This is a genomic window from Burkholderia sp. AU44665, assembly GCF_030504405.1.
Taxonomy (GTDB): domain Bacteria; phylum Pseudomonadota; class Gammaproteobacteria; order Burkholderiales; family Burkholderiaceae; genus Burkholderia; species Burkholderia semiarida.
This window is the reverse complement of record NZ_JAUJRI010000003.1, coordinates 175,970-194,327: the sequence shown is the minus strand read 5'-3', so window position 1 is coordinate 194,327 and position 18,358 is coordinate 175,970. Positions and strand designations below refer to the sequence as shown.

Annotated in this window: 16 protein-coding genes; 6 read left to right on the top strand and 10 right to left on the bottom strand. The window is 62.9% G+C overall.

Translation table 11 applies throughout. The annotated features are described in order from the left end of the window. Positions 1–525 precede the first annotated feature (525 nt). From QZM15_RS09380 to QZM15_RS09365, 4 genes are all read left to right on the top strand, one after another. Complete coding sequence (locus tag QZM15_RS09380) at positions 526–1,560, top strand: LysR family transcriptional regulator (protein ID WP_302106266.1); 1,035 nt, start codon at positions 526–528, stop codon at positions 1,558–1,560. Between the two features lie 160 nt (positions 1,561–1,720). After that, positions 1,721–2,101, top strand: coding sequence for a response regulator transcription factor (locus QZM15_RS09375; protein WP_059581410.1), 381 nt, complete (start codon positions 1,721–1,723; stop codon positions 2,099–2,101). Positions 2,102–2,131: 30 nt separating this feature from the next. Beyond that, positions 2,132–4,030, top strand: a complete 1,899-nt coding sequence (locus QZM15_RS09370; protein WP_059581408.1) for a PAS domain-containing sensor histidine kinase — start codon at positions 2,132–2,134, stop codon at positions 4,028–4,030. Further along, complete coding sequence (locus QZM15_RS09365; protein ID WP_059644999.1) at positions 4,027–4,671, top strand: response regulator transcription factor; 645 nt, start codon at positions 4,027–4,029, stop codon at positions 4,669–4,671. Before QZM15_RS09370 ends, QZM15_RS09365 begins: the two co-directional genes overlap by 4 nt. A 120-nt stretch (positions 4,672–4,791) precedes the next feature. Here QZM15_RS09365 and QZM15_RS09360 read toward each other — a convergent pair whose 3' ends face one another. From QZM15_RS09360 to QZM15_RS09315, 10 genes are all read right to left on the bottom strand, one after another. Then, a complete protein-coding gene (locus QZM15_RS09360) occupies positions 4,792–6,120 on the bottom strand; it encodes an MFS transporter (protein ID WP_089465886.1) in 1,329 nt (442 codons plus the stop codon). Between the two features lie 499 nt (positions 6,121–6,619). Beyond that, positions 6,620–7,984, bottom strand: a complete 1,365-nt coding sequence (locus QZM15_RS09355; RefSeq protein WP_302106265.1) for an FAD-dependent oxidoreductase — start codon at positions 7,982–7,984, stop codon at positions 6,620–6,622. Positions 7,985–8,061: 77 nt separating this feature from the next. Next, a complete protein-coding gene (locus tag QZM15_RS09350) occupies positions 8,062–9,495 on the bottom strand; it encodes a catalase (RefSeq protein ID WP_302106264.1) in 1,434 nt (477 codons plus the stop codon). Between the two features lie 103 nt (positions 9,496–9,598). Beyond that, positions 9,599–10,360, bottom strand: coding sequence for an SDR family oxidoreductase (locus QZM15_RS09345; RefSeq protein WP_050012423.1), 762 nt, complete (start codon positions 10,358–10,360; stop codon positions 9,599–9,601). 56 nt (positions 10,361–10,416) lie between these two features. Beyond that, positions 10,417–11,217 (bottom strand): SDR family oxidoreductase, encoded by an 801-nt coding sequence (locus QZM15_RS09340; protein ID WP_124659505.1) that lies wholly within the window; start codon positions 11,215–11,217, stop codon positions 10,417–10,419. 295 nt (positions 11,218–11,512) lie between these two features. Further along, positions 11,513–12,274, bottom strand: a complete 762-nt coding sequence (locus QZM15_RS09335) for a glycine betaine ABC transporter substrate-binding protein (protein WP_059581390.1) — start codon at positions 12,272–12,274, stop codon at positions 11,513–11,515. A 28-nt stretch (positions 12,275–12,302) separates the two neighbouring features. Next, positions 12,303–13,226: a DMT family transporter gene (locus QZM15_RS09330; RefSeq protein ID WP_302106263.1), complete on the bottom strand. Its 924-nt coding sequence runs from the start codon at positions 13,224–13,226 to the stop codon at positions 12,303–12,305. A gap of 90 nt (positions 13,227–13,316) precedes the next feature. Next, on the bottom strand, positions 13,317–13,970 hold the full coding sequence (nfsB, locus tag QZM15_RS09325; protein WP_226224069.1) for an oxygen-insensitive NAD(P)H nitroreductase: 654 nt from the start codon (positions 13,968–13,970) through the stop codon (positions 13,317–13,319). Between the two features lie 36 nt (positions 13,971–14,006). Then, positions 14,007–15,230 carry an L-dopachrome tautomerase-related protein gene (locus QZM15_RS09320; protein ID WP_059581382.1) on the bottom strand — a complete coding sequence of 408 codons (1,224 nt, stop codon included), beginning with the start codon at positions 15,228–15,230 and terminating at the stop codon, positions 14,007–14,009. A 62-nt stretch (positions 15,231–15,292) separates the two neighbouring features. After that, the gene (locus tag QZM15_RS09315) at positions 15,293–16,300 is read right to left on the bottom strand and encodes a zinc-binding alcohol dehydrogenase family protein (protein ID WP_124862357.1); all 1,008 of its coding nucleotides are present in this window, start codon (positions 16,298–16,300) and stop codon (positions 15,293–15,295) included. A 140-nt stretch (positions 16,301–16,440) separates the two neighbouring features. Here QZM15_RS09315 and QZM15_RS09310 point away from each other — a divergent pair, with 140 nt between their 5' ends. Continuing rightward, a complete protein-coding gene (locus QZM15_RS09310) occupies positions 16,441–17,373 on the top strand; it encodes a LysR family transcriptional regulator (RefSeq protein ID WP_059581376.1) in 933 nt (310 codons plus the stop codon). A 469-nt stretch (positions 17,374–17,842) separates the two neighbouring features. Then, entirely contained in the window at positions 17,843–18,211 is a 369-nt protein-coding gene (locus tag QZM15_RS09305) for a BON domain-containing protein (RefSeq protein ID WP_302106262.1), read from the top strand. Positions 18,212–18,358: the final 147 nt, after the last annotated feature.

Below are 18,358 nucleotides of genomic sequence, written 5' to 3'. Positions count from 1 at the left end.
AAGGTCGCCTTGCCCGCAGTTGACAGGATCTTCTGCCGAAAACATGTCCAGAGTCTCGAGACGGAGATTGTTGCCGTAGCTTTGAGAACCCGGATCCGGGGATGGATTTTTCTCGGAGATGCTGTCCGGACCATCATCGAGGAGGGCGGCATGAGATTGGCGTTTTCAAAGTGCCGCCAATGAATGTTCGATGGCCGCAAGTAATTCGGATCGCGTACTAATGCGGGCAGGTGCATGCCTGGTAACGGCGCTATTTCAGATCAGCACATTGCTCAACGGAGCGTAATGGTACTGCGCCGGTCTGTCGTCCAGAGAGTCCGGGTCGGTGTCACGCTATGTACCGGCGGGTAGGCGGGCGATTCCGTCCAATACGGCGAGCCGGACGATTCGATCGCGCTGCGCCCGCGGTGCGACTATTAACACCATCGTATAAGGTCCAAACTCCCACGAGGTGATATTGCCGCGGCCGACTGTTCTCTAGACTTCCGGTTAATCCTTCTACCGCAACGATTTCCGGAGAACAGCATGGACCGTACTCTGCATGCGATGTCAGTGTTTAGTCACGTCGCCCGACTGGGCAGTTTCACAGCAGCGGCTGAGATGCTCGGTATCAGTGCAGCGTCGGCCAGCACGCTGGTCCGTCGATTGGAGGAGCATCTCGGCGTCACGCTGCTTCAGCGGTCCACCCGTTGTGTTCGCCTCACCACGGAGGGGGAGCAGTATCAGGAGCACTGCCAGCGCATTCTCGGCGAGATCGAGCATATGCAGCAGCAACTCAGCGGGGCGGGGAAGATCGCGCGTGGGCGGCTGGCGGTGGACCTCGACCAGGAGGTCGCGCATTCGGTTTTGCCGCTCGTGCCGGCTTTCCACGCCAGTTACCCCGAGGTGGGCTTGCGCGTGGACGTCGGCGGGGATGCGGACGGCCTGATCGCCAACGGCGTGGACTGCGCCGTCGTCGTCGGACAACTCGCGGATTCGTCGCTGCGTAGCCGGCGCGTCGGGGATTTTCACGTGGTGACCGTCGCCAGTCCGGACTATCTGCGCGTTCGGGGCACGCCGGCCGACCCGGATAGCCTTCATTGCCACGATGTCATCCATTACACCCCGAGGCGCTTCGGCCCAGCCCGGGAATTCCGCTACACCGTGGACGGAGCAGAGACACGGCTCAAGCTGGCGGAGCGCATTTCCGTCAATGACGTCCGTTCGGCGGTTCGTTATGCGGTGGAGGGTGTCGGTATTGCCCAGGTCAGCGAGCGTATGGTGACGGAAGAGCTCGCAAAAGGGCGGCTCGTCACCGTGCTCGACGAGTATGGTCCGCCGCCGCTACCGATTTCTGTCCTCTATCCGGACCGCCGGCAGGTGCCGATGTCGATACGGGCGTTCATCGACTGGATTCAAGCCCAGCTTCGCGATCTGGAGACTGCCAGCTTCGACGGCACGCCCGCGATCAACGGCGGGCGCGACGCAGCGCCATACTGGATGGCGGGCAGTGGCCGACACGACTCGCGGTTCATGCCCAAGGGGCTGCAGCAACTGGCAGCGACTGCCGCAACTGCATGACACACGCGGGCAACGCACGACGGTGTTGGCCGAGACGGCACTCATACCGACGTATAGTTTGCGCGCCGATTGCCGGCGGCATAGGATGCGGTCGAGCCGCCGACCTGAAATGCTCGCGTTCTCGATATTTTTACTGAATTGAAGGTCAAGGACCGCTCGTATGCCGAACCAAGGTATTGTTTCCATCGTCGATGATGACCGGTCCATCCGCAGGGCCACGCGAAGCCTCGTTCGTTCGCTCGGCTGGGAGGTCAGGGTCTACGAGTCCGGCGAGGAGTTCCTTGACGCCGACTTGATAATGGACGTCGCGTGTATCATTTCGGACGTCCAGATGAAGGGCATCACAGGGCTGGAGATGTACGAAGCGCTTCTCGAGCGCGGACCGGCTCCCCCCGTGATCTTCATCACGGCTTTTCCATCCGAAACCACCCGCGAGCAAGCGATGAAGCTTGGCGCGATCTGCGTATTCAGCAAACCGGTGGATCCGGCGCAGATCAAGCAGCGCCTGGAGGAGATCGGCTCGGAAAGCAATCGGACCTGATCCGGAAATCCGTCTTTACCGAGTGACTCTATGAATAACGACCGCCAGGCGGGTGACGGCCACGGCGCATACGCGGATCCGGTCATCGCTCCGGCCGAACTCGCGGCGGCGCGTGCGTCCGAGCTCGGGCCCAATCTCCAGGCGCAACTCCGGAACAGTCAGCCCGCGGTATACGCGGTCGCGATTGCGTTGGGCCTCGCGGTATTCCTTGTCGACGCGTTTGCGCCCGTCGACGTCGCCGTCGCGGTTCTGTATGTCGTCGTGGTGCTGCTGGTCGCGTCGGTCGCCTCCCAAACGGTCACCGTCGGCGTGGCCTGGGCCTGCGTATCCCTGACGGTCCTCGGATTTCTTCTGGCTCAGAGCGACCAGATAGCCGTCAGTTCTCTCGCGCGCTGTATCGTGAGCGTCATCGCGATCGTGACGGTCTCGGCATTGGCGTTGCGCAATCAGAGCAGCAGGGCGACGCTGCAGAACCAGGTCGACTTGCTCAATCTGACCCACGACGCGATCGTGGTGTACGGGCTCGACGGGCGTATCCGCTTCTGGAGCAAAGGCGCGGAGCGCCTATACGGATGGAGCGCGCAAGAAGCGTTCGGGAAAGCGTTCCATGAGCTGACGCGCACCGGCGCCGCGCTGCCGATTGCCGACCTGATCGAGAAGACGGTGGCGCACGGCAACTGGCAGGGAGAGCTCACGCGCATTCGCAAGAACGGCGAGCGCGTCGTGATTTCCAGCCGATGGATCGTGTCGCGAGACAAGTCGGGCCTGCCCGTCGCCATTCTTTCCACCGATAGCGACGTTACCCAGGCGAAATCGCTGGAAGCCGAATTGCGCCGCCAGAAGGAAGAGCTCGTGGCCACCGTCGACGCGATTCCCGCGATGGTCTGGAGCACGGACGAAGACGGGCGCTTGCTGTACCTCAATCGCCGCTGGACGGATTACGGTGTGCGGACCAGTGACGGCACGGATGTATGGCGCGATATCGTTCATGCCGACGACATCGAGACGTTGCGCGCCGCGTGGCGCCAGGCGATTTCCACGGGAAGCCCGTTCGAGGTGACGGCGCGCGTCCAGCTCGGCAGCGGCGAGTATCGTTGCATGATCGTCGGTGCCGCACCTTTGCGCGGCGGAGACGGCCGGATCCTGCGCTGGTACGGCGTCAACACCGACATCGAGGCGCGCCGGCAAGCCGAGCAGGCGCTCGAGCGATCGCACGCGGAGCTCGCGCATGTCACGCGGGTAACGATGCTCGGCGAGCTGGCGGCTTCGATCGCGCATGAAGTCACCCAACCGCTGGCTGCGATAGTCACGTCAGGTGAGGCAGGGCTGCGCTGGCTGGACCACGACGTGCCAGATCTCGTCGAGGTGCGGGATTCCGTCGAGCAGATGACCGACGACGCGAGACGGGCGACGGATATCATCCGGCAGATCCGTGCGATGGCCAAGCGCAGAGACAGGGACGACGCGCTCGTCGACGTGACGTCCATCGTCGAACAATCGATCGATCTCGTGCGCCGCGAGCTTCAGATTCACGGCGTCGAGGTCGCGCAAAGCTGCGAGCCGTCGCTCTGGGTCCGCGGAGATCGTGTCCAGTTGCAGCAGGTCATCATCAACCTCCTGATGAATGCCGTTCAGGCGATGAGCGACGTCGCGGACCGCAAGCGGACCCTCGTCGTGTCGACCGGGCTGGTCGATGGCGCGAACGTGCAGGTACGCGTGGAGGATTCCGGCCCCGGCATTCGTGGCGAAGACGTCAATTCGTTGTTTACGCCGTTCTTCACCACCAAGAAGGAGGGCATGGGCATGGGGCTCTCGATTTGCCGTTCGATCGTTGAGGGGCATGGCGGCCGCATCTGGGCCGAGTCGCAAGAAAACAAGGGGGCATCGATGCAGTTCGTTCTACCGCTTGAAGGAATCACGCAGTCATGAGCCACGGTCCCGATCTCATCGCAACAAACTCCGTCGTGTACGTTGTCGACGACGACGATTCCATGCGCAAGGCGCTCGGCCGGCTGTTTCGCTCGGTTGGCTTGAGTGTCGAGCTCTTTGGCTCCGCGCAGGAGTTTCTGGATTTCGACAAGCCCGATGTGCCGAGCTGTCTGATTCTCGACGTCCGGCTCAAAGGACAGAGCGGACTGGCGTTGCAGGAGCAGATCGTCGCGGGCGACGTGCAGCTGCCGATCATCTTCATTACGGCTCATGGCGATGTCGAGATGTCGGTGAAGGCGATGAAGAACGGGGCGCTGGATTTCCTGTCCAAGCCCTTTCGCGACCAGGACATGCTCGATGTCGTCCAGAATGCATTGCTGAAGGATGAGAAGCGGCGGAAGTCGGAGAGCCGTGTCGCCGACGTGCGCCGCCGCTACCAGACGCTGACGCCGCGCGAGCGCGAGGTGATGAAATACGTCGTGAGCGGCCTCCTGAACAAGCAGATTGCCGCAGAGCTCGGATTGAGCGAAATCACCGTGAAGATCCATCGCGGCCACGCAATGCGGAAGATGGGCGCGCGAACCCTGCCCGAATTCGTGCTGGGCGCGCAATCGCTGGGGCTGGATCCTGCCGCGGAGTAGCAGTACCGATCTCGACGCGCGTGGGCGCCGCGCCGCGTCAGCGCAACGGAACACGCCGGTGGGGCGATCCGGCCGCATCGCCCTGTCGATCTGGAGCGAACCGGAATCGCGGCCCGGGGGCTATCTGTTGACGATGTGTTTCGGCAACGACAGCGTCAGGCAGAAGCCCAGCAACAGGCACGCGATCATGCACGAGACGGGAAGCGCGAAGCTCCCGGACGACTGTTTGAGAACGCCGACCACATAGGGGCCGAAAAAGCCGCCGATGTTGCCGATCGCGCTGATCCATGCGATGCCGCTGGCGGCGTTGCCGGGGCCGAGAACCGCCGTGGGCATTCCCCAAAACACCGGGGGAAGAGAAAGCAATCCCGCATTCGCGATGCACAGTGCCATCACGGTAAGCCACAGATTGCCGTGCCAGACGAGGGCGAGTGTCAGCCCCAACGCTGCCAGCAAGAATAGGGCGGCGGTGTGGACGCGCCGCTCTCGGCGGCGATCCGCGCTTTGTCCGGCCGTGATCATCACGATCATCGCGAACGCGTTGGGCAGCGCCGCAATCAATCCGATGAAGAGATCCCTGCCCACGCCGAGCGACTTGATCATCGTGGGCGCCCACAGCGTGTAGCCGTAAATGCCGACGACGTCGAGGAAATAGATCAGCCCGAATACCCAAAAGATCCAGCTGCCGAACATCGCGTTGTTGTTCGCCGAAGCGGCGAGAGCACGATCTTCGGCAAGCGTTCGGGTGAGGTAGGCTCGGTCGGCCTCCGTCTCGTGGCGGCTTTGGGTGACATCGTCCTCGAGATACTTCCAGCAGAGAAGCGCGGCGACGAACGCCGGCAGCGCCTCGACCATCAACATCCATTTCCAGCCGGAAAGCCCGCCGATTCCGTCGAAGTACTCCATGATGAAGCCGCTCAGCGGCGAGCCGATCAGACCGGACAGCGGCAGCGCCGCGTAGAAGGTGGACAGCACCCGCGCGCGGTGGTATCGCGGGAACGACTGGGAGATGTAATAAACGATGCCGGGCACGAGCCCGGCCTCCGCCACCCCGAGCAGATAGCGCATGACATAGAACTGCTTGGGCGTCGCGATGAAGGTGGTCAATGCCGAAACGATCGCCCACGACAGGATGATTCGCGTGAGCCATCGCTTGGCGCCCACCCGCTGCAGGATCATGTTGCTCGGAACTTCGAACACCACGTAGCCCAGCGCGAAAGTACCCGCGCCGAATCCGAACACCGCATCGGTGAAACCCAGGTCGACCCCCATCTGGAGTTTCGCGAAGCTGACGTTGATGCGGTCGACGTATGCGGCAACATACGCAAACATGAAAATGGGCAGGATTCGCAGCGCGAGATGCCGCGAAATACGATTTTCCCGCGCTTCGTCGTTCGGGTCGTTGCTATCGACCGGATGACCGGATGCGCGCGTCGCGTTCAGATCCAAGAGGTTCCCCCGTTGCTCGGCGAGCAAGGCCGCACAAATGTGTCGACATCGACGCCAGTGATCGTCGATATCGGATGCCAGCAGCAATTCATGTATCCACTCCACGACGCACGGCCGTGCCCGCACTTCGTTCGCGTCGGTAACGAGGCGCAGGCAATGCTGGATGAGGTGGAAGAACGGCGACTTTGCCCATCGTTCACTCGAGGCGTCCGGACCGGGACGCCGGTGTTGACGAAGGCATATTTTTCTCAGGGCCCGCGATCGCGGAACTGCCCGTGCGGCACATCACGGGCTGGCGTTGCGCGATTCGAACTCGTCCGGAGATTTTACCGGATAGTGTCGATCGCAGGAGAGCGGCTGTCAGCATTTTTATCGTGGCGGCGACGACTGAATTGGAAGCGCGAAAGCCGCCGCGACGCAAAGCGCGTCGTGGCGGCACGAGCATCGGGCTGGCCCCGCGTTCGGTGGGGCAAGCCAGGCAAATGGCAAAAGCACTCGCTTATTTGATGGTGGCGAAGAGCAGATTGAGGCCTTCGGCGAGAAGCGGGTGGGCGATGATGGCGTCGCGCACGGACGTGTACGGCAGGTTGCCGATCATTGCCATTTGCACGACCGACATCACTTCGCCCGCCCCCGAGCCGGCCATCGTGAAGCCCAGGATCTGTCCGGTTTCGGGCGCCACGAGTGCCTTCATGAAGCCTCGCGTCGTTCCGTTGGTGCGGGCTCTCGGCACGGCCGCCATCGGCAATTTCGCGACGATGACGGGCGTGTTGCGCGCCTTGGCGTCCGCTTCGTTCAGGCCGATGCGCCCCAGTTCCGGATCGGTGAACAACGCGTACGGAATGATGCGCGCTGCCGTGCTGCCTGCCCGCCCTTCGATACCGGCCTTCAGTACGCGATAGTCGTCGAACGACGCGTGCGTGAACATCGGCGTGCCGGCGACCTCGCCGATCGCCCACGTTCGTTCCGCGGTGGTCGCGAGCGCGTCGTCGACCTTGATGAAGCCCCGCTCGTCGCGATCGACGCCTGCCAGATCCAGGCCGATGTCGTCGGTGACCGGCCGCCGGCCTGCCGCGACGAGCAGATGACTGCCGTCGATCGATGTGCCGTCGTCGAGCTTGACCGTGACGCCCGTACCCGACCGCCCGGTTACGCCGGCAATCCGGGCAGACAGATGCAGCGAGATGCCGTCGTCCTCGAGCGCGCGCTGGATTTCGACGCTGACGTCCTCGTCCTCGCGAATGGCGACCCGCGGTGCGTCGTGAATGAGTGCGACCTCGCTGCCGAGGCGCCGAAACGCCTGGGCCATCTCCAGGCCGATGTAGCCGCCGCCGATCACGATGAGCTTTTTCGGCAGCACGTCGAGGTTCAGCGCTTCAACGTGTGTGAGCGGGCTCGAGTCACGCAGGCCGGGCACGTCCGGAACCGCCGCCACGGTGCCGGTGTTGATATAGACGTTCTCGCCTTCGAACAGCTGTTCGGAACCGTCGCCGGCCCGAACGAGGATGCGTCGCGGCGCGACGAACCGACCGGAACCGATCACGAGATCGAGGCCCGACTGTTCGAAAGCGCGGCGGTTGATATCCACCATGCCGTCGACGACTGCGCGGACGTTCGCATGCACGCGCGCCATGTCTGCAAGATGGTGCGCATCGGCGGACGCCGCTCGCCACGCGTGCATGTTGCGCGCGTTCTGAATCAACGTCTTGCTGGGGATGCACGCGACGTTGATGCATGAACCGCCGATCATGCCGCGTTCGATGATGGCGACGCGCTTGCCGCTTCGGGCGAGGTCCATCGCCAGGGATTTTCCGCCCTTGCCGCCGCCGAGGAACAGATATTCGTATTGCTTCGCGCTTTCCATAACGTTACTCCTTGATTAAAGACAGACGAATCCGCGAGATCGACGCGCGACGTCCGCTCGGCGCGCGCACGCCGGCCTTACTCGGCCCAGATCGCAGTACGGACACCGGCGGCATACGCCGGATCGATGCGCTCGAGATGGGCGAGCACTCCGTCGACCACGTCCTGCGGGACGCCGCTGATCGCCCGCCCGATGTTGGCGAACAGTCTCTCCTTCTGGTCGGCGGTGAACAGACGGAACAGCGCGCGGGGCTGGCTGTAATAGTCGTCATCGTCACGATGGTCGTAACGGTCGATCGTGCCTGCCTGCACCGGCGGTTCGGCCGCTGCTGGATTCGCGGCGAAGTCGCCGTGACGGCTGGGTTCGTAGTTCACGGTGCTGCCGAGGTTGCCGTCGACACGCATCGCGCCATCGCGATGAAACGAGTGAAACGGGCAGCGCGGCGCGTTGACGGGGATCTGGTGATGATTGATGCCGAGCCGGTAGCGCTGCGCGTCGCCGTACGAAAACAGGCGCCCCTGAAGCAAGCGGTCCGGCGAAAACCCGATTCCGGGTACGACGTTCGCCGGCGTGAACGCGGCCTGCTCGACGTCCGCGAAATAATTCTCGGGGTTCCGGTTCAGCTCGATCGTCCCGACGTCGATCAGCGGGTAATCGTTGTGCGGCCAGACTTTGGTGATGTCGAACGGGTTGTACGGCACCTTCGATGCGTCCGCTTCCGGCATCACCTGGATGCGGAAATGCCATCTCGGGAAGTTACCGTGTTCGATCGCCTCGTAGAGATCGCGCTGCGCGGACTCGCGATCCTGACCGACCACGCGAGCGGCTTCCGCATCCGTATAGTTTTCGATGCCTTGTGCGGACTTGAAATGGAACTTCACGTAGAAGCGTTCGTTCGCCGCGTTGACGAACGAGAACGTGTGCGAGCCGAAGCCGTGCATTTGCCGGTAGTTCTTCGGGATGCCGCGATCGCTCATCAGGATCGTGACCTGATGCAGCGACTCGGGATGGCGCGACCAGAAATCCCACACCGCGACGTTGTTGCGCATGTTCGTCCGCGGATCGCGCTTTTGCGTGTGGATGAAATCCGGAAACTTGAGCGGGTCTCGCACGAAGAACACGGGCGTGTTGTTGCCGACGATGTCCCAGTTCCCTTCCTCCGTGTAGAACTTGATCGAGAAGCCGCGCACGTCGCGCTCCGCGTCGGCGGCGCCGCGCTCGCCCGCGACCGTCGAGAATCGCATGAAAATCGGCGTTTCCTTGCCAACCTGGTCGAAGACCTTGGCTTTCGTGTAGCGCGAGATGTCGTGCGTGACCTTCAGCGTTCCGAAGGCGCCCGATCCCTTCGCATGTACGCGACGCTCGGGAATTACCTCGCGGTCGAAATGGGCCAGCTTTTCAACGAGCCACATGTCCTGCAGTACGACCGGGCCACGCGCGCCGGCGGTCATCGAGTTCTGGTTGTCGGATACGGGGGCGCCGGCGGCGGTCGTCAGGCTCTTGTCGGACATTGTTGTCAGCCTCAAGTCGTTTGTCGTTCGGTGAGTGATCGAATTGCGGGGGGCGGAAGGCGGCGTCGCAGGGCCGCCTTCCGGAGTCCTTCTTCGCGGCGGCTCAGGCTACCGGAATGGGGTTCTCGACGAGCGCCTGATTGAACTGATCGACGAACGCATACTCGTCGGGACCGACGTTGTTACGCAGCGGCTGCGCCATCTCGACCACGACTTCCGTCGTCGCGGTTTCGAGACGCTGGATCGTCTCGGCGATGAAGGCGTCCAGCGGCATTGCTCGCGGATCACCGCTCTTGTGGATCAGATCCGTGTCGACCCACGGCGGGGCGATTTCCAGCACGCGGACACTCGTATTGCGCAACGCAAAGCGTTGCGACATCGTGTACGAGTGAATGGCCGCCTTCGTCGCGGAGTAGAGCGCCGTGGCGGCAAGCGGGACGAATGCCAGTACGGAGCTGTTGTTGATGATGAACGACTCGGGTTGCGCCTTCAGATGTTCGACGAGCGCGGCGCTGACACGCACCGGCCCGAGCAGGTTCGTGTTCACGAGCCGGACGGCTTGCGCGTCGTCCAGCGCACCGCCGGCGTCATCGAACGGCATGATGCCCGCGTTGTTGATCACGACGTTCAGCGTCGGATAGTCCGCGATCAGCTGTCGCGCGACACGCTCGATCTGCGTGGGATCGCCGACGTCCAGCTCCACGGTGTCGATACCCGGATTGGCCCGAGCGATCTCGTCCAGCAACGCCTTGCGACGCCCCGCGACAATGACCTTGTTGCCACGCTTGTGAAGGTTTTCTGCGAAAGCGCGGCCGATACCCGACGTGCCGCCGGTGATGAAGACAGTGTTTCCGGTGAGTTTCATGATCGGAGTTCCTTTGAATGGACGACTGGAGCGGTTGCGAAAAAGGTTTGCTGCGTTTATTGCGCGACGGCGTAACGCGCCGCGGGGGTATTGCTCGAGAGATGGGGAATCATCACGCGGCGGGCGGCGTCGTATGCGGCCCATTCTTCTCCTGCGTGCAGGGATGGAATCGTGACGAGTTCCTGACGGTCGAAGCCGGTCAGCGCTGCGTCGACCATGTCGGAAGCCGACATGACGATCTCCTTCGGAAGGTTGTCCAGCGGGAGCCCGCCAATCTCCCAGAATTCCGTCGCCGTCGCGCCCGGGAGAACGGCCTGAACCTGCACGCCCTTGTCTGCCAGTTCGTGATGAAGGGACTGCGTGAACGCCAGCGTGAATGCCTTGCTTCCGCCATACACGCCGTTCAGCAGCTCGGGCCCGATCGCAACGATGGACGAGATGTTGATGATCGCGCCGTGGCCGCGAGCGACGAAGCCGGGTGCCGCTGCATAGGTGAGGCGCGTCAGCGCCGTGACGTTGAGATCGATCATGCGCGTCATTGCGTCGACGTCGCTTTCGAGCAGCGGCTTATGCGTGCCGACACCGGCATTGTTCACCAGCAGCGTGATGCTCTCGTCCGTGCGCAGCTTCGCTTCGATGGCGGCCAGCGCGCGCGAATCGCCGAGGTCCGCGGCGATCACTTCGACACTGCGCTGCGTGTCGTCGGTAATGCGCTTCGCAAATGCGTCGAGTCGATCCTTGTTGCGTGCAACGAGAATCAGATCGAACCCGCGGCGTGCGAGTCGTTCGGCATAGACCGCACCGATACCCGACGATGCGCCCGTGATCAGTGCGGTGCCTTTGTGTGCTTGCGTCATGATGTTGTTCCGTCGATGGTTACGAAGTGAATGACATCTGCCGGGAAACGCCGAGCCGGTTGCGTCATCTCGGCCGGCTCGTTTCAGTCTTCTGTTTCTCGGCGATTGCGATGTAGTGCGATGCAGTTTATTGGCGAGGCGACGTGTCGATCAACGCGCTCCGCCCATAAAGTCATTTCACTTACTCCGAATATTCGTTCGCGCGAACTGCATAACGGCCGTCGACGTTCGCGGCGGTTTCGGTCGATACGCGTCGTCTACGCGTTCGTCACCGACGGTGCTCGCCCGTGGCGCCTCAGGTCGTTCGCGGCGAGCCGGTGCGTGAGAGGACATGGTCCAGACGGCTCGTTTCCCGATTGCCGAGGCTGAGAGTGCGTAGTTCGGACAATGCGGCCAACGGGATCGCGTCAAGCGACGCATTTCTGACGATCAACGTGGCGTCGTCCGTGCCGCCGAGCAGACCCTTCGGGTCCTTGAGTTCGCGGATGGTGTATTGCTCGTGAAGGTACTGTGGAGTCCAAAGCGGAACCACCACCCACCGGCGCGCGGCGACGGCCTCCTCGAAGGCGCGTACGCAATCGTCGAGCGTGCCGTTTTCGAAGTGATACCCTGCGTCCGCCAGGCCGTACTGCGCGACGATTTCGCGGGAAAATCTGCTGATGCCCGCGCCGGGATTGATGCCCTGGATCCGCTTCACCATCCGTGACGCCACATCCGGCCGTTTCAGATCGGAGATGGAGCTCACCGCGCTTTCGGGCACATAGTCGGGTACGCCCCACAATGCATATGGCCGGTAAAGGACGGTGATCTTGTGCACGTCCTGCTCGAACGGAGCGAGGTAGAGACTATGACTGCTCGGGAGCCACGCGCTGCTCAGCATGTCGGCTCGCCCTTCCCGCAGAATCCGGAAGGCTTCTTCGTGCGGTGCGAATATTTCGTCGACCGTTACGCCATGCTCGTTCAGTATCCGCCGCACGACGCCGGAGGCCGCGCGATGGAACGACAGGTCGATGGTAACGAGCGTGAGTCTGGGTTGAGTCGGGTCGAGATCGACCATGGCATTCTCCTGGTTCAGACGATCAAGGTCAGCGTGATGCGATAGAGAGCGCGATGCCGGCCACGATGAGAACGACGCTTGCCGCGAGTCCCATCGTGAGATGCTCGTGAAGAAAGAGGACCGACGTCATGAGGCCGACGACGGGAACGCCTAACATCGCCGTCGCCATGCTCGTGCTCGACATGCGCGTGTTGGCGGCATTCACCGCGCAAAAGCAAAATGCCGTCGCGATCGGACCGATGTAGATCAGCGCCGACGTCAGGCTGAGGCTGCCGTCGCCCGTGTAGGGCCCCTCGAGCACTCTGGCAAGCACGGCGAGCGGTACGGCGGCAACGAGCATTTGCCAGGGCGCGAGCACGTAGGCGCTCGACGCGCTGCGGAAATGCCGGAGATGAAGAATGCAGACCGCCCAGCACAGCGACGCGCCGAGCAGCATGACGTGCGCGACAACGGCCTGACGGTCGTGCCAGTCGACATCGAGCGGATTGAAGAGCAGCAGGACCCCGGCCACGCCAAGTGCCGTGCCGAATGCTTTACGCACGGACAGGCGCTCGCCAAATGCCAGCACCGACACGGGCGTCACCCAGATCGGCGTCGTATAGGCGAGCACGGCGGAACGGCCGGCGCTCACGTGGTGCAGCGCGACGGCGCTCATCGCGGTGAACGCCAACATCTGAAGCAAGCCGACGCTGGCGAGAAACGGCAGGTCGGCGCGCTTCGGCAAGCGCAGCGTCCCGGTCGCAGCTTGCACGACGAACAGGCACAGCGCCCCGGATGCGAACCGTGCTGCCGACAGCCACAGCGGTGTGACGTGCGCCAGGCCGAGCTTCATCGCCGGCCAGTTCGCGCCCCACAACAAAATCGCCGTGCCCAATAACAGCGCACCGCCATATCTGGACGAGGGCACGGTCGCGGTGCGGCCGTGCGTGTCCATCCGAATCAACTCGGACATGATGACGCTCCTCGAAGTCGTGCAGCCGAGCGTGCGCGAAACGGTAGCTCGGAACGCTTGCCGCGCGGGCGGCAAGCCTGCTTCGGGTGATCAGATGAATGTGAATATCCGTTCGCGCGGCAGCCGCGATTTGGGCAGATCCGCGTTGAAGTCGTCGCCGCTGCGAAAACCCAGGGACACGATGACGACGCTCGTCAGGCCTCGTTCGCGCAGGCCGAGGCTTGCATCGAGCGTGCGGCTGTCGAACCCTTCCATCGGCGTTGCATCGACGCCGAGGACCGCCGCGCCAAGCAGCAGGCCGCCCAGCGCCAGATAGACCTGCTTTTCCATCCATTGCGGCGTATCGCGCAGCTCGTATTTGTGCATGTCGACGTACGAGCGGCGGCTCTTGTTCTGCGCGGTGCGCATTTCGGCGGTCTTGAATCGACCATCCACCGATTCGCGCTCCAGAATGGCCTGAAGGTGTTCTTCGTCCATGTCGGTCCGCATGCACATCGCGATGACGTGCGATGCATTGACGACCTTGGCCTCGTTGTACGCGTAGGCGCCCGTTGTGGCGGCCGCGATGCGCGCGCGGCCTTCCGGTGTCGCGGCCACCACGAAATGCCACGGTTGGGAATTCACCGAGGACGGCGACTGGTGAAGCAGCGACAGCAATGTTTCGACCTGCGCGGCGGGAAGCGACTTGCCGCCCTCGAAGGCTTTGACGGTATGGCGGGCATGAATGGCGTCGGCGAGATTCATGTGCGGAACTCCGGTTGTCGGCGATGGCGAAAGGGATTAACGGGTCGGTGCGGGACCTGCGCCGATGCGTACGCGGAACAATGCGTACGGCTTCTGGCGCTCGTCCTTGCCGCCGTGGAATACCGGTTGGCGGTGAAGCTGGTTCGCGGTGAAGTAGAGGTAACCGTCCGGGCCGACCGACAGCGTGTCGGGCCACAGCACGCGCGGATCGTGCAGGATCGTCTGCCATTCGCCGCCCGGTTCGAGCTTGCGAATCGAGTTGTGCTCGTAATCGCCGGCATAGACATTGCCGTTCGCGTCGCTGGCAAGACCGTCGGACGCTCCTTTTTCCCCGAGATCCTTCACCGCGGCCGCCAGTTGCGCGTCGCTGATCGACGGATCGCGCAGCATCGCGGTCGGAATCGAGTAGAGATGGCGGCTCGACAGCGGGCAGTAGTAGAGGGTCTGGCCGTCCGCGGAGAGCGCGATGCCGTCGGACGCCACGGAAAAGGGCTTGGTGGTCCCGTTCGGGTCGCGGACTTTTAACGACTGGCCTTCGACGACCGGGACGAAGCGAGGATCCGCCGACGTCGACACGTCGCCGGTCAGGCGGCGCATCGCCTTTCCGCTGTCGAGGTCGATCACGATCAGGCCGCCGATGCCCGACAGCGAGGAGTCGGTCACGTAAGCGACTCCGGCCTTTCCGATGCGAAAATCGAAGCGCATGTCGTTCACATAGGTCTGGGCGCGCATCACGTTCGCGGGGAACACGATCGTCTTGACGACGCGGTTGGTCGCGAGATCGATGGCGACGAGCTTCGCGCCGCCCGCGACCGGCTCCGAAAAATTCGGTGCGGCGGTATCCAGAACCCAGAGCTTGCCGTGACCGTCGGCAACGACGCTTTGGACACTCAGGAAGTGCGTGGACGGGTGCGCCGCATCGGCATGGTTGATCTCGGCGTTTGGATAGGCGACGACGCGGCCGTCACGCAACTCGCCAACGGTGAAAGGCACGGCGTCGCCCCAGCGCGGGAAATTGACGAAAATCCGGCCGTTCTCGGCAACCGTCACGCCGGTGGGCATCGGGCCGGAAAAGGTGGCCACCGTGTCCATCGCGCCGATGGTGCGGTCGGTCGCCTGAACCGCCGGCGCCGTTGCCGGCGCGGACGGTTGCGCCAACACCGGGTTGACCAGCAGCGTGAAACTCAAGCCGGCTGCCAATGCGGTTGCGGTCCGGCGGAGGGAAGTGAATCTCGTGATGCGTCGATGCGGGAAGTGCATGTTTGTTCTCCGGTCTTGTTCGGCATGTTCGGAATGGCGATACAGGGCGTCGTCGGCGTGCGTCAGAAGCCTTCCAGCACGATCTTTCCTCGCGCGCGACCGCTCTCGATGAGGGCATGGGCGCGCCGGAGATTTTCGGCATTGATGGTTCCGAAGTGATCGGCCATGGTCGTGCGCAACGTACCGTCGTCGATCAGGGTGGAGACGCGATCGAGGATTTCGTGCTGCCTGACCATGTCCGCGGTTTCGAACAGCGATCGCGTGAACATGAGTTCCCAATGAAGCGAAATCGACTTGCGTTTGAGCGGCATCGCGTCCAGCGTGTCGGGGTCGTCGATCACGGCAAGTCGGCCCTGCGGCGCCAGCGCCTCGACGAGCTGCGCGTAATGGACGTCCGTCTGAGTGAGGCTGGCGACGTAGCGCACTTGCGGGGCGCCGATGCGGCGCAGCCCCTCGAGTAGCGGCTGCGTATGGTCGATGACGTCGTGCGCACCGAGCGCTTGCGCCCATGCGCGCGTTTCGGGGCGAGACGCCGTCCCGATTACACGCAACCCCGTCAGTTGACGCGCCAGTTGCGTCAGCATGGAGCCGACGCCGCCGGCCGCACCGACGATCAGCAATGCATCGCCGGCACCGGCGCCCTCGGCGATCCCGAGGCGATCGAAGAGCAGTTCCCACGCCGTCAGCGACGTAAGCGGCAACGCTGCCGCTTGAGCATCGGAGAGCGTCGCGGGCTTGCGGCCTGCAATACGCTCGTCGACCAGAACATATTGCGCATACGCGCCGGGCCGGGCGATCGAGCCCGCGAAGAAAACCTTGTCTCCCGGAGCGAACATGGAAACGTTGCTTCCGATTGCCTCGACGGTTCCGACGGCGTCCCATCCCAGGATCCGCGGCTGCTCGGTGGGCGACCCCATACGAACCTTCGTGTCGACGGGATTGACGGCGATCGCGTCGACCTTGACCAGCAAGTCGCGCGGCTCGGCTTCGGGCTTGGACACCTCGGCATCGAAAAGGGACTCGGGATGATCCGCGGGCAGGCCATGCTGTGTATAGACAACCGCTTTCATGGTTGAACTCCGAATGATGGTTGAGTGGCGCCGGGCTGCTCGCTGCAGACCGGGCGCCAGCGTGTGAGTGAAATACTGCTCGACCTCGACTGCGGGAAAAACGCGTTACATTAGGGAGGACTTTCACTCCAGGAATGAAAATGGTGCGGCTCGAGGACCTTCAACTATTCGTGAGAGCCGCGGCGCTCGGCAGCTTCTCGAATGCGGCGAGGGAAGCCGATCTGCTGCCAGGGCAGGTGAGCGCCGCGATTCAAAGGCTCGAGCGCGAGCTGGATACCCGTCTCTTTGCACGCTCCACCCGAAGCCTGAAACTCACCGCGGAAGGCGAGCAGTACCTGCCCTATGCGGAGGAAGTGCTCTCCATGGTTCACGAGGGGCGTGAGCGGTTGCACGGAGGAAAGCACGCGTTGCAAGGTACGTTGCGAATCGCCGCACCGTCGGATATCGGACGCAATGCATTGCTTTCCTGGCTCGGCGTGTTCCGCGATGCGCATCCGAAGCTGGTGCTGAAGCTTTCGTTGTCCGACTACGTGACCGACGTATTTCGCGATCCGGTGGACGTGGCTATTCGCTATGGCGCGCCGGAGGCCGCAAGCTACGTCGCGCTTCCGCTCGCCGAAAGCAACCGAAGAGTGCTCGTCGCCGCTCCGGAATACGTGAAGCGGCACGGCGCGCCTGCGTCGCTCGACGAGCTGGTTTTGCACGACTGTTTGCCCTACGTGCTCGGTGGGCGTGTCTACGATCGCTGGCTGTTCCCCGCAAGCGGCGTGAGGCGGCAGGTCACGGTGAAGGGTGTGCTGCTGTGCGACGATGCCGAAATTGCGAGGCGCTGGGCTGTCGAGGGCAGGGGCATTGCCTACAAATCCTGGCTCGATGTCCATGACGACGTCAGAGCGGGGCGCCTGACAGTATTGCTGCCCGATCAGCGAGGCGAGGCGGCTCCGCTGAGCCTCGTGTGTCCGCATCGTCGCCAGTTCTCGCCGGCGGTCAGATACCTTCATGCGCACCTCCGCGAGCGAATTTCGCCGATGATCGCCGCGATGCGCGACTACGTTGGCGACGCGATGGAGTAGCACGGCCTTTTTAGCCGCGCGAGCCGTGACGTGCGGAGGTGAATGGAGAACGGGGCGCAACGGAGTATTCATCGGCTTCTCGGCTCCAATTCGGGACGCTGTCTGGTCCCCAGGTTTCGTTAACGTCCAGTCGCGATAGTCCACGGCAACCGGGTTCCCGCTGGCAGATCGCCCACGTTCGAACGTCGTTCAGGCGCCTTTTGGGCCATCGGTCAACACATGCAGCCAGTTTGGCGTTTCGGAGTTGCCCGGAAAATCGTCTCGCCGTGTATTCGAGCTAGTCGAAAATAATGAATGCACCTATGCGCAGGTATAGGTGGCTTGCGAGCATCGGTGGGGGAAGGCGAAGAACGCGCGTTGAAAGCTGTTTTCAGGGAGAGGCCATTGAGGTCGGCCAATTGTCTTCCTACCATTCACTCGGGTTTTATCCCTTGATAACTTTACGTTCACGTTGGTTAAGGAGAGTGTGATGAAGAAAACGATCGCGTCGATGCTGTATGTCAGCTATTTGGCCTTCGGTATTTCAGCCCATGCGGCGGAGCAGAATACCGCTCCGCCGCCGGAGCAGGTCGTCAGCCAGAAAGAAGTGACGAAGAGTGAAAAGAAGGCGCAACGCGCGGCCGATCGCGCGCTGTCGCGGAAAATCGTATGGGCGCTGTCGAAAACGAAAGGATTGAATGCAATCAACGTGCGGGTGCTCGCTCGCCGGGGAGCCGTGACCCTGACCGGATACGTGCCCGACAGCGAACAAGTCCAGCTTGCCGGCGATAGCGCCGCACGGGTCGCGGGCGTGACGTCCGTCGTCAACAATGTGGTACCGGGTGAACCGGGCCGTTGATTGCCTTCACCGGAGGCCGACGTGCGCGTACCGATGCGTTCGCGCGTCGCTCGGTGTTCGCGGCGGCTCGCAGGCCGAGTTCCGATTTTGAATGTTGCATGGCGCCATGCACGGAAAACGGGTGTGTTCGTCGCGCCGAAATAACGT

Coding starts and splice junctions, on each gene's coding strand:
- QZM15_RS09335 (WP_059581390.1), bottom strand. CDS start 12,274: ATGGTCGATCTCGACCCGACTCAACCCAGACTCACGCTCGTTACCATC.
- QZM15_RS09375 (WP_059581410.1), top strand. CDS start 1,721: ATGCCGAACCAAGGTATTGTTTCCATCGTCGATGATGACCGGTCCATC.
- QZM15_RS09355 (WP_302106265.1), bottom strand. CDS start 7,984: ATGGAAAGCGCGAAGCAATACGAATATCTGTTCCTCGGCGGCGGCAAG.
- QZM15_RS09350 (WP_302106264.1), bottom strand. CDS start 9,495: ATGTCCGACAAGAGCCTGACGACCGCCGCCGGCGCCCCCGTATCCGAC.
- QZM15_RS09365 (WP_059644999.1), top strand. CDS start 4,027: ATGAGCCACGGTCCCGATCTCATCGCAACAAACTCCGTCGTGTACGTT.
- QZM15_RS09320 (WP_059581382.1), bottom strand. CDS start 15,230: ATGCACTTCCCGCATCGACGCATCACGAGATTCACTTCCCTCCGCCGG.
- QZM15_RS09305 (WP_302106262.1), top strand. CDS start 17,843: ATGAAGAAAACGATCGCGTCGATGCTGTATGTCAGCTATTTGGCCTTC.
- QZM15_RS09370 (WP_059581408.1), top strand. CDS start 2,132: ATGAATAACGACCGCCAGGCGGGTGACGGCCACGGCGCATACGCGGAT.
- QZM15_RS09315 (WP_124862357.1), bottom strand. CDS start 16,300: ATGAAAGCGGTTGTCTATACACAGCATGGCCTGCCCGCGGATCATCCC.
- QZM15_RS09380 (WP_302106266.1), top strand. CDS start 526: ATGGACCGTACTCTGCATGCGATGTCAGTGTTTAGTCACGTCGCCCGA.
- nfsB (WP_226224069.1), bottom strand. CDS start 13,970: ATGAATCTCGCCGACGCCATTCATGCCCGCCATACCGTCAAAGCCTTC.
- QZM15_RS09310 (WP_059581376.1), top strand. CDS start 16,441: ATGGTGCGGCTCGAGGACCTTCAACTATTCGTGAGAGCCGCGGCGCTC.
- QZM15_RS09330 (WP_302106263.1), bottom strand. CDS start 13,226: ATGTCCGAGTTGATTCGGATGGACACGCACGGCCGCACCGCGACCGTG.
- QZM15_RS09340 (WP_124659505.1), bottom strand. CDS start 11,217: ATGACGCAAGCACACAAAGGCACCGCACTGATCACGGGCGCATCGTCG.
- QZM15_RS09345 (WP_050012423.1), bottom strand. CDS start 10,360: ATGAAACTCACCGGAAACACTGTCTTCATCACCGGCGGCACGTCGGGT.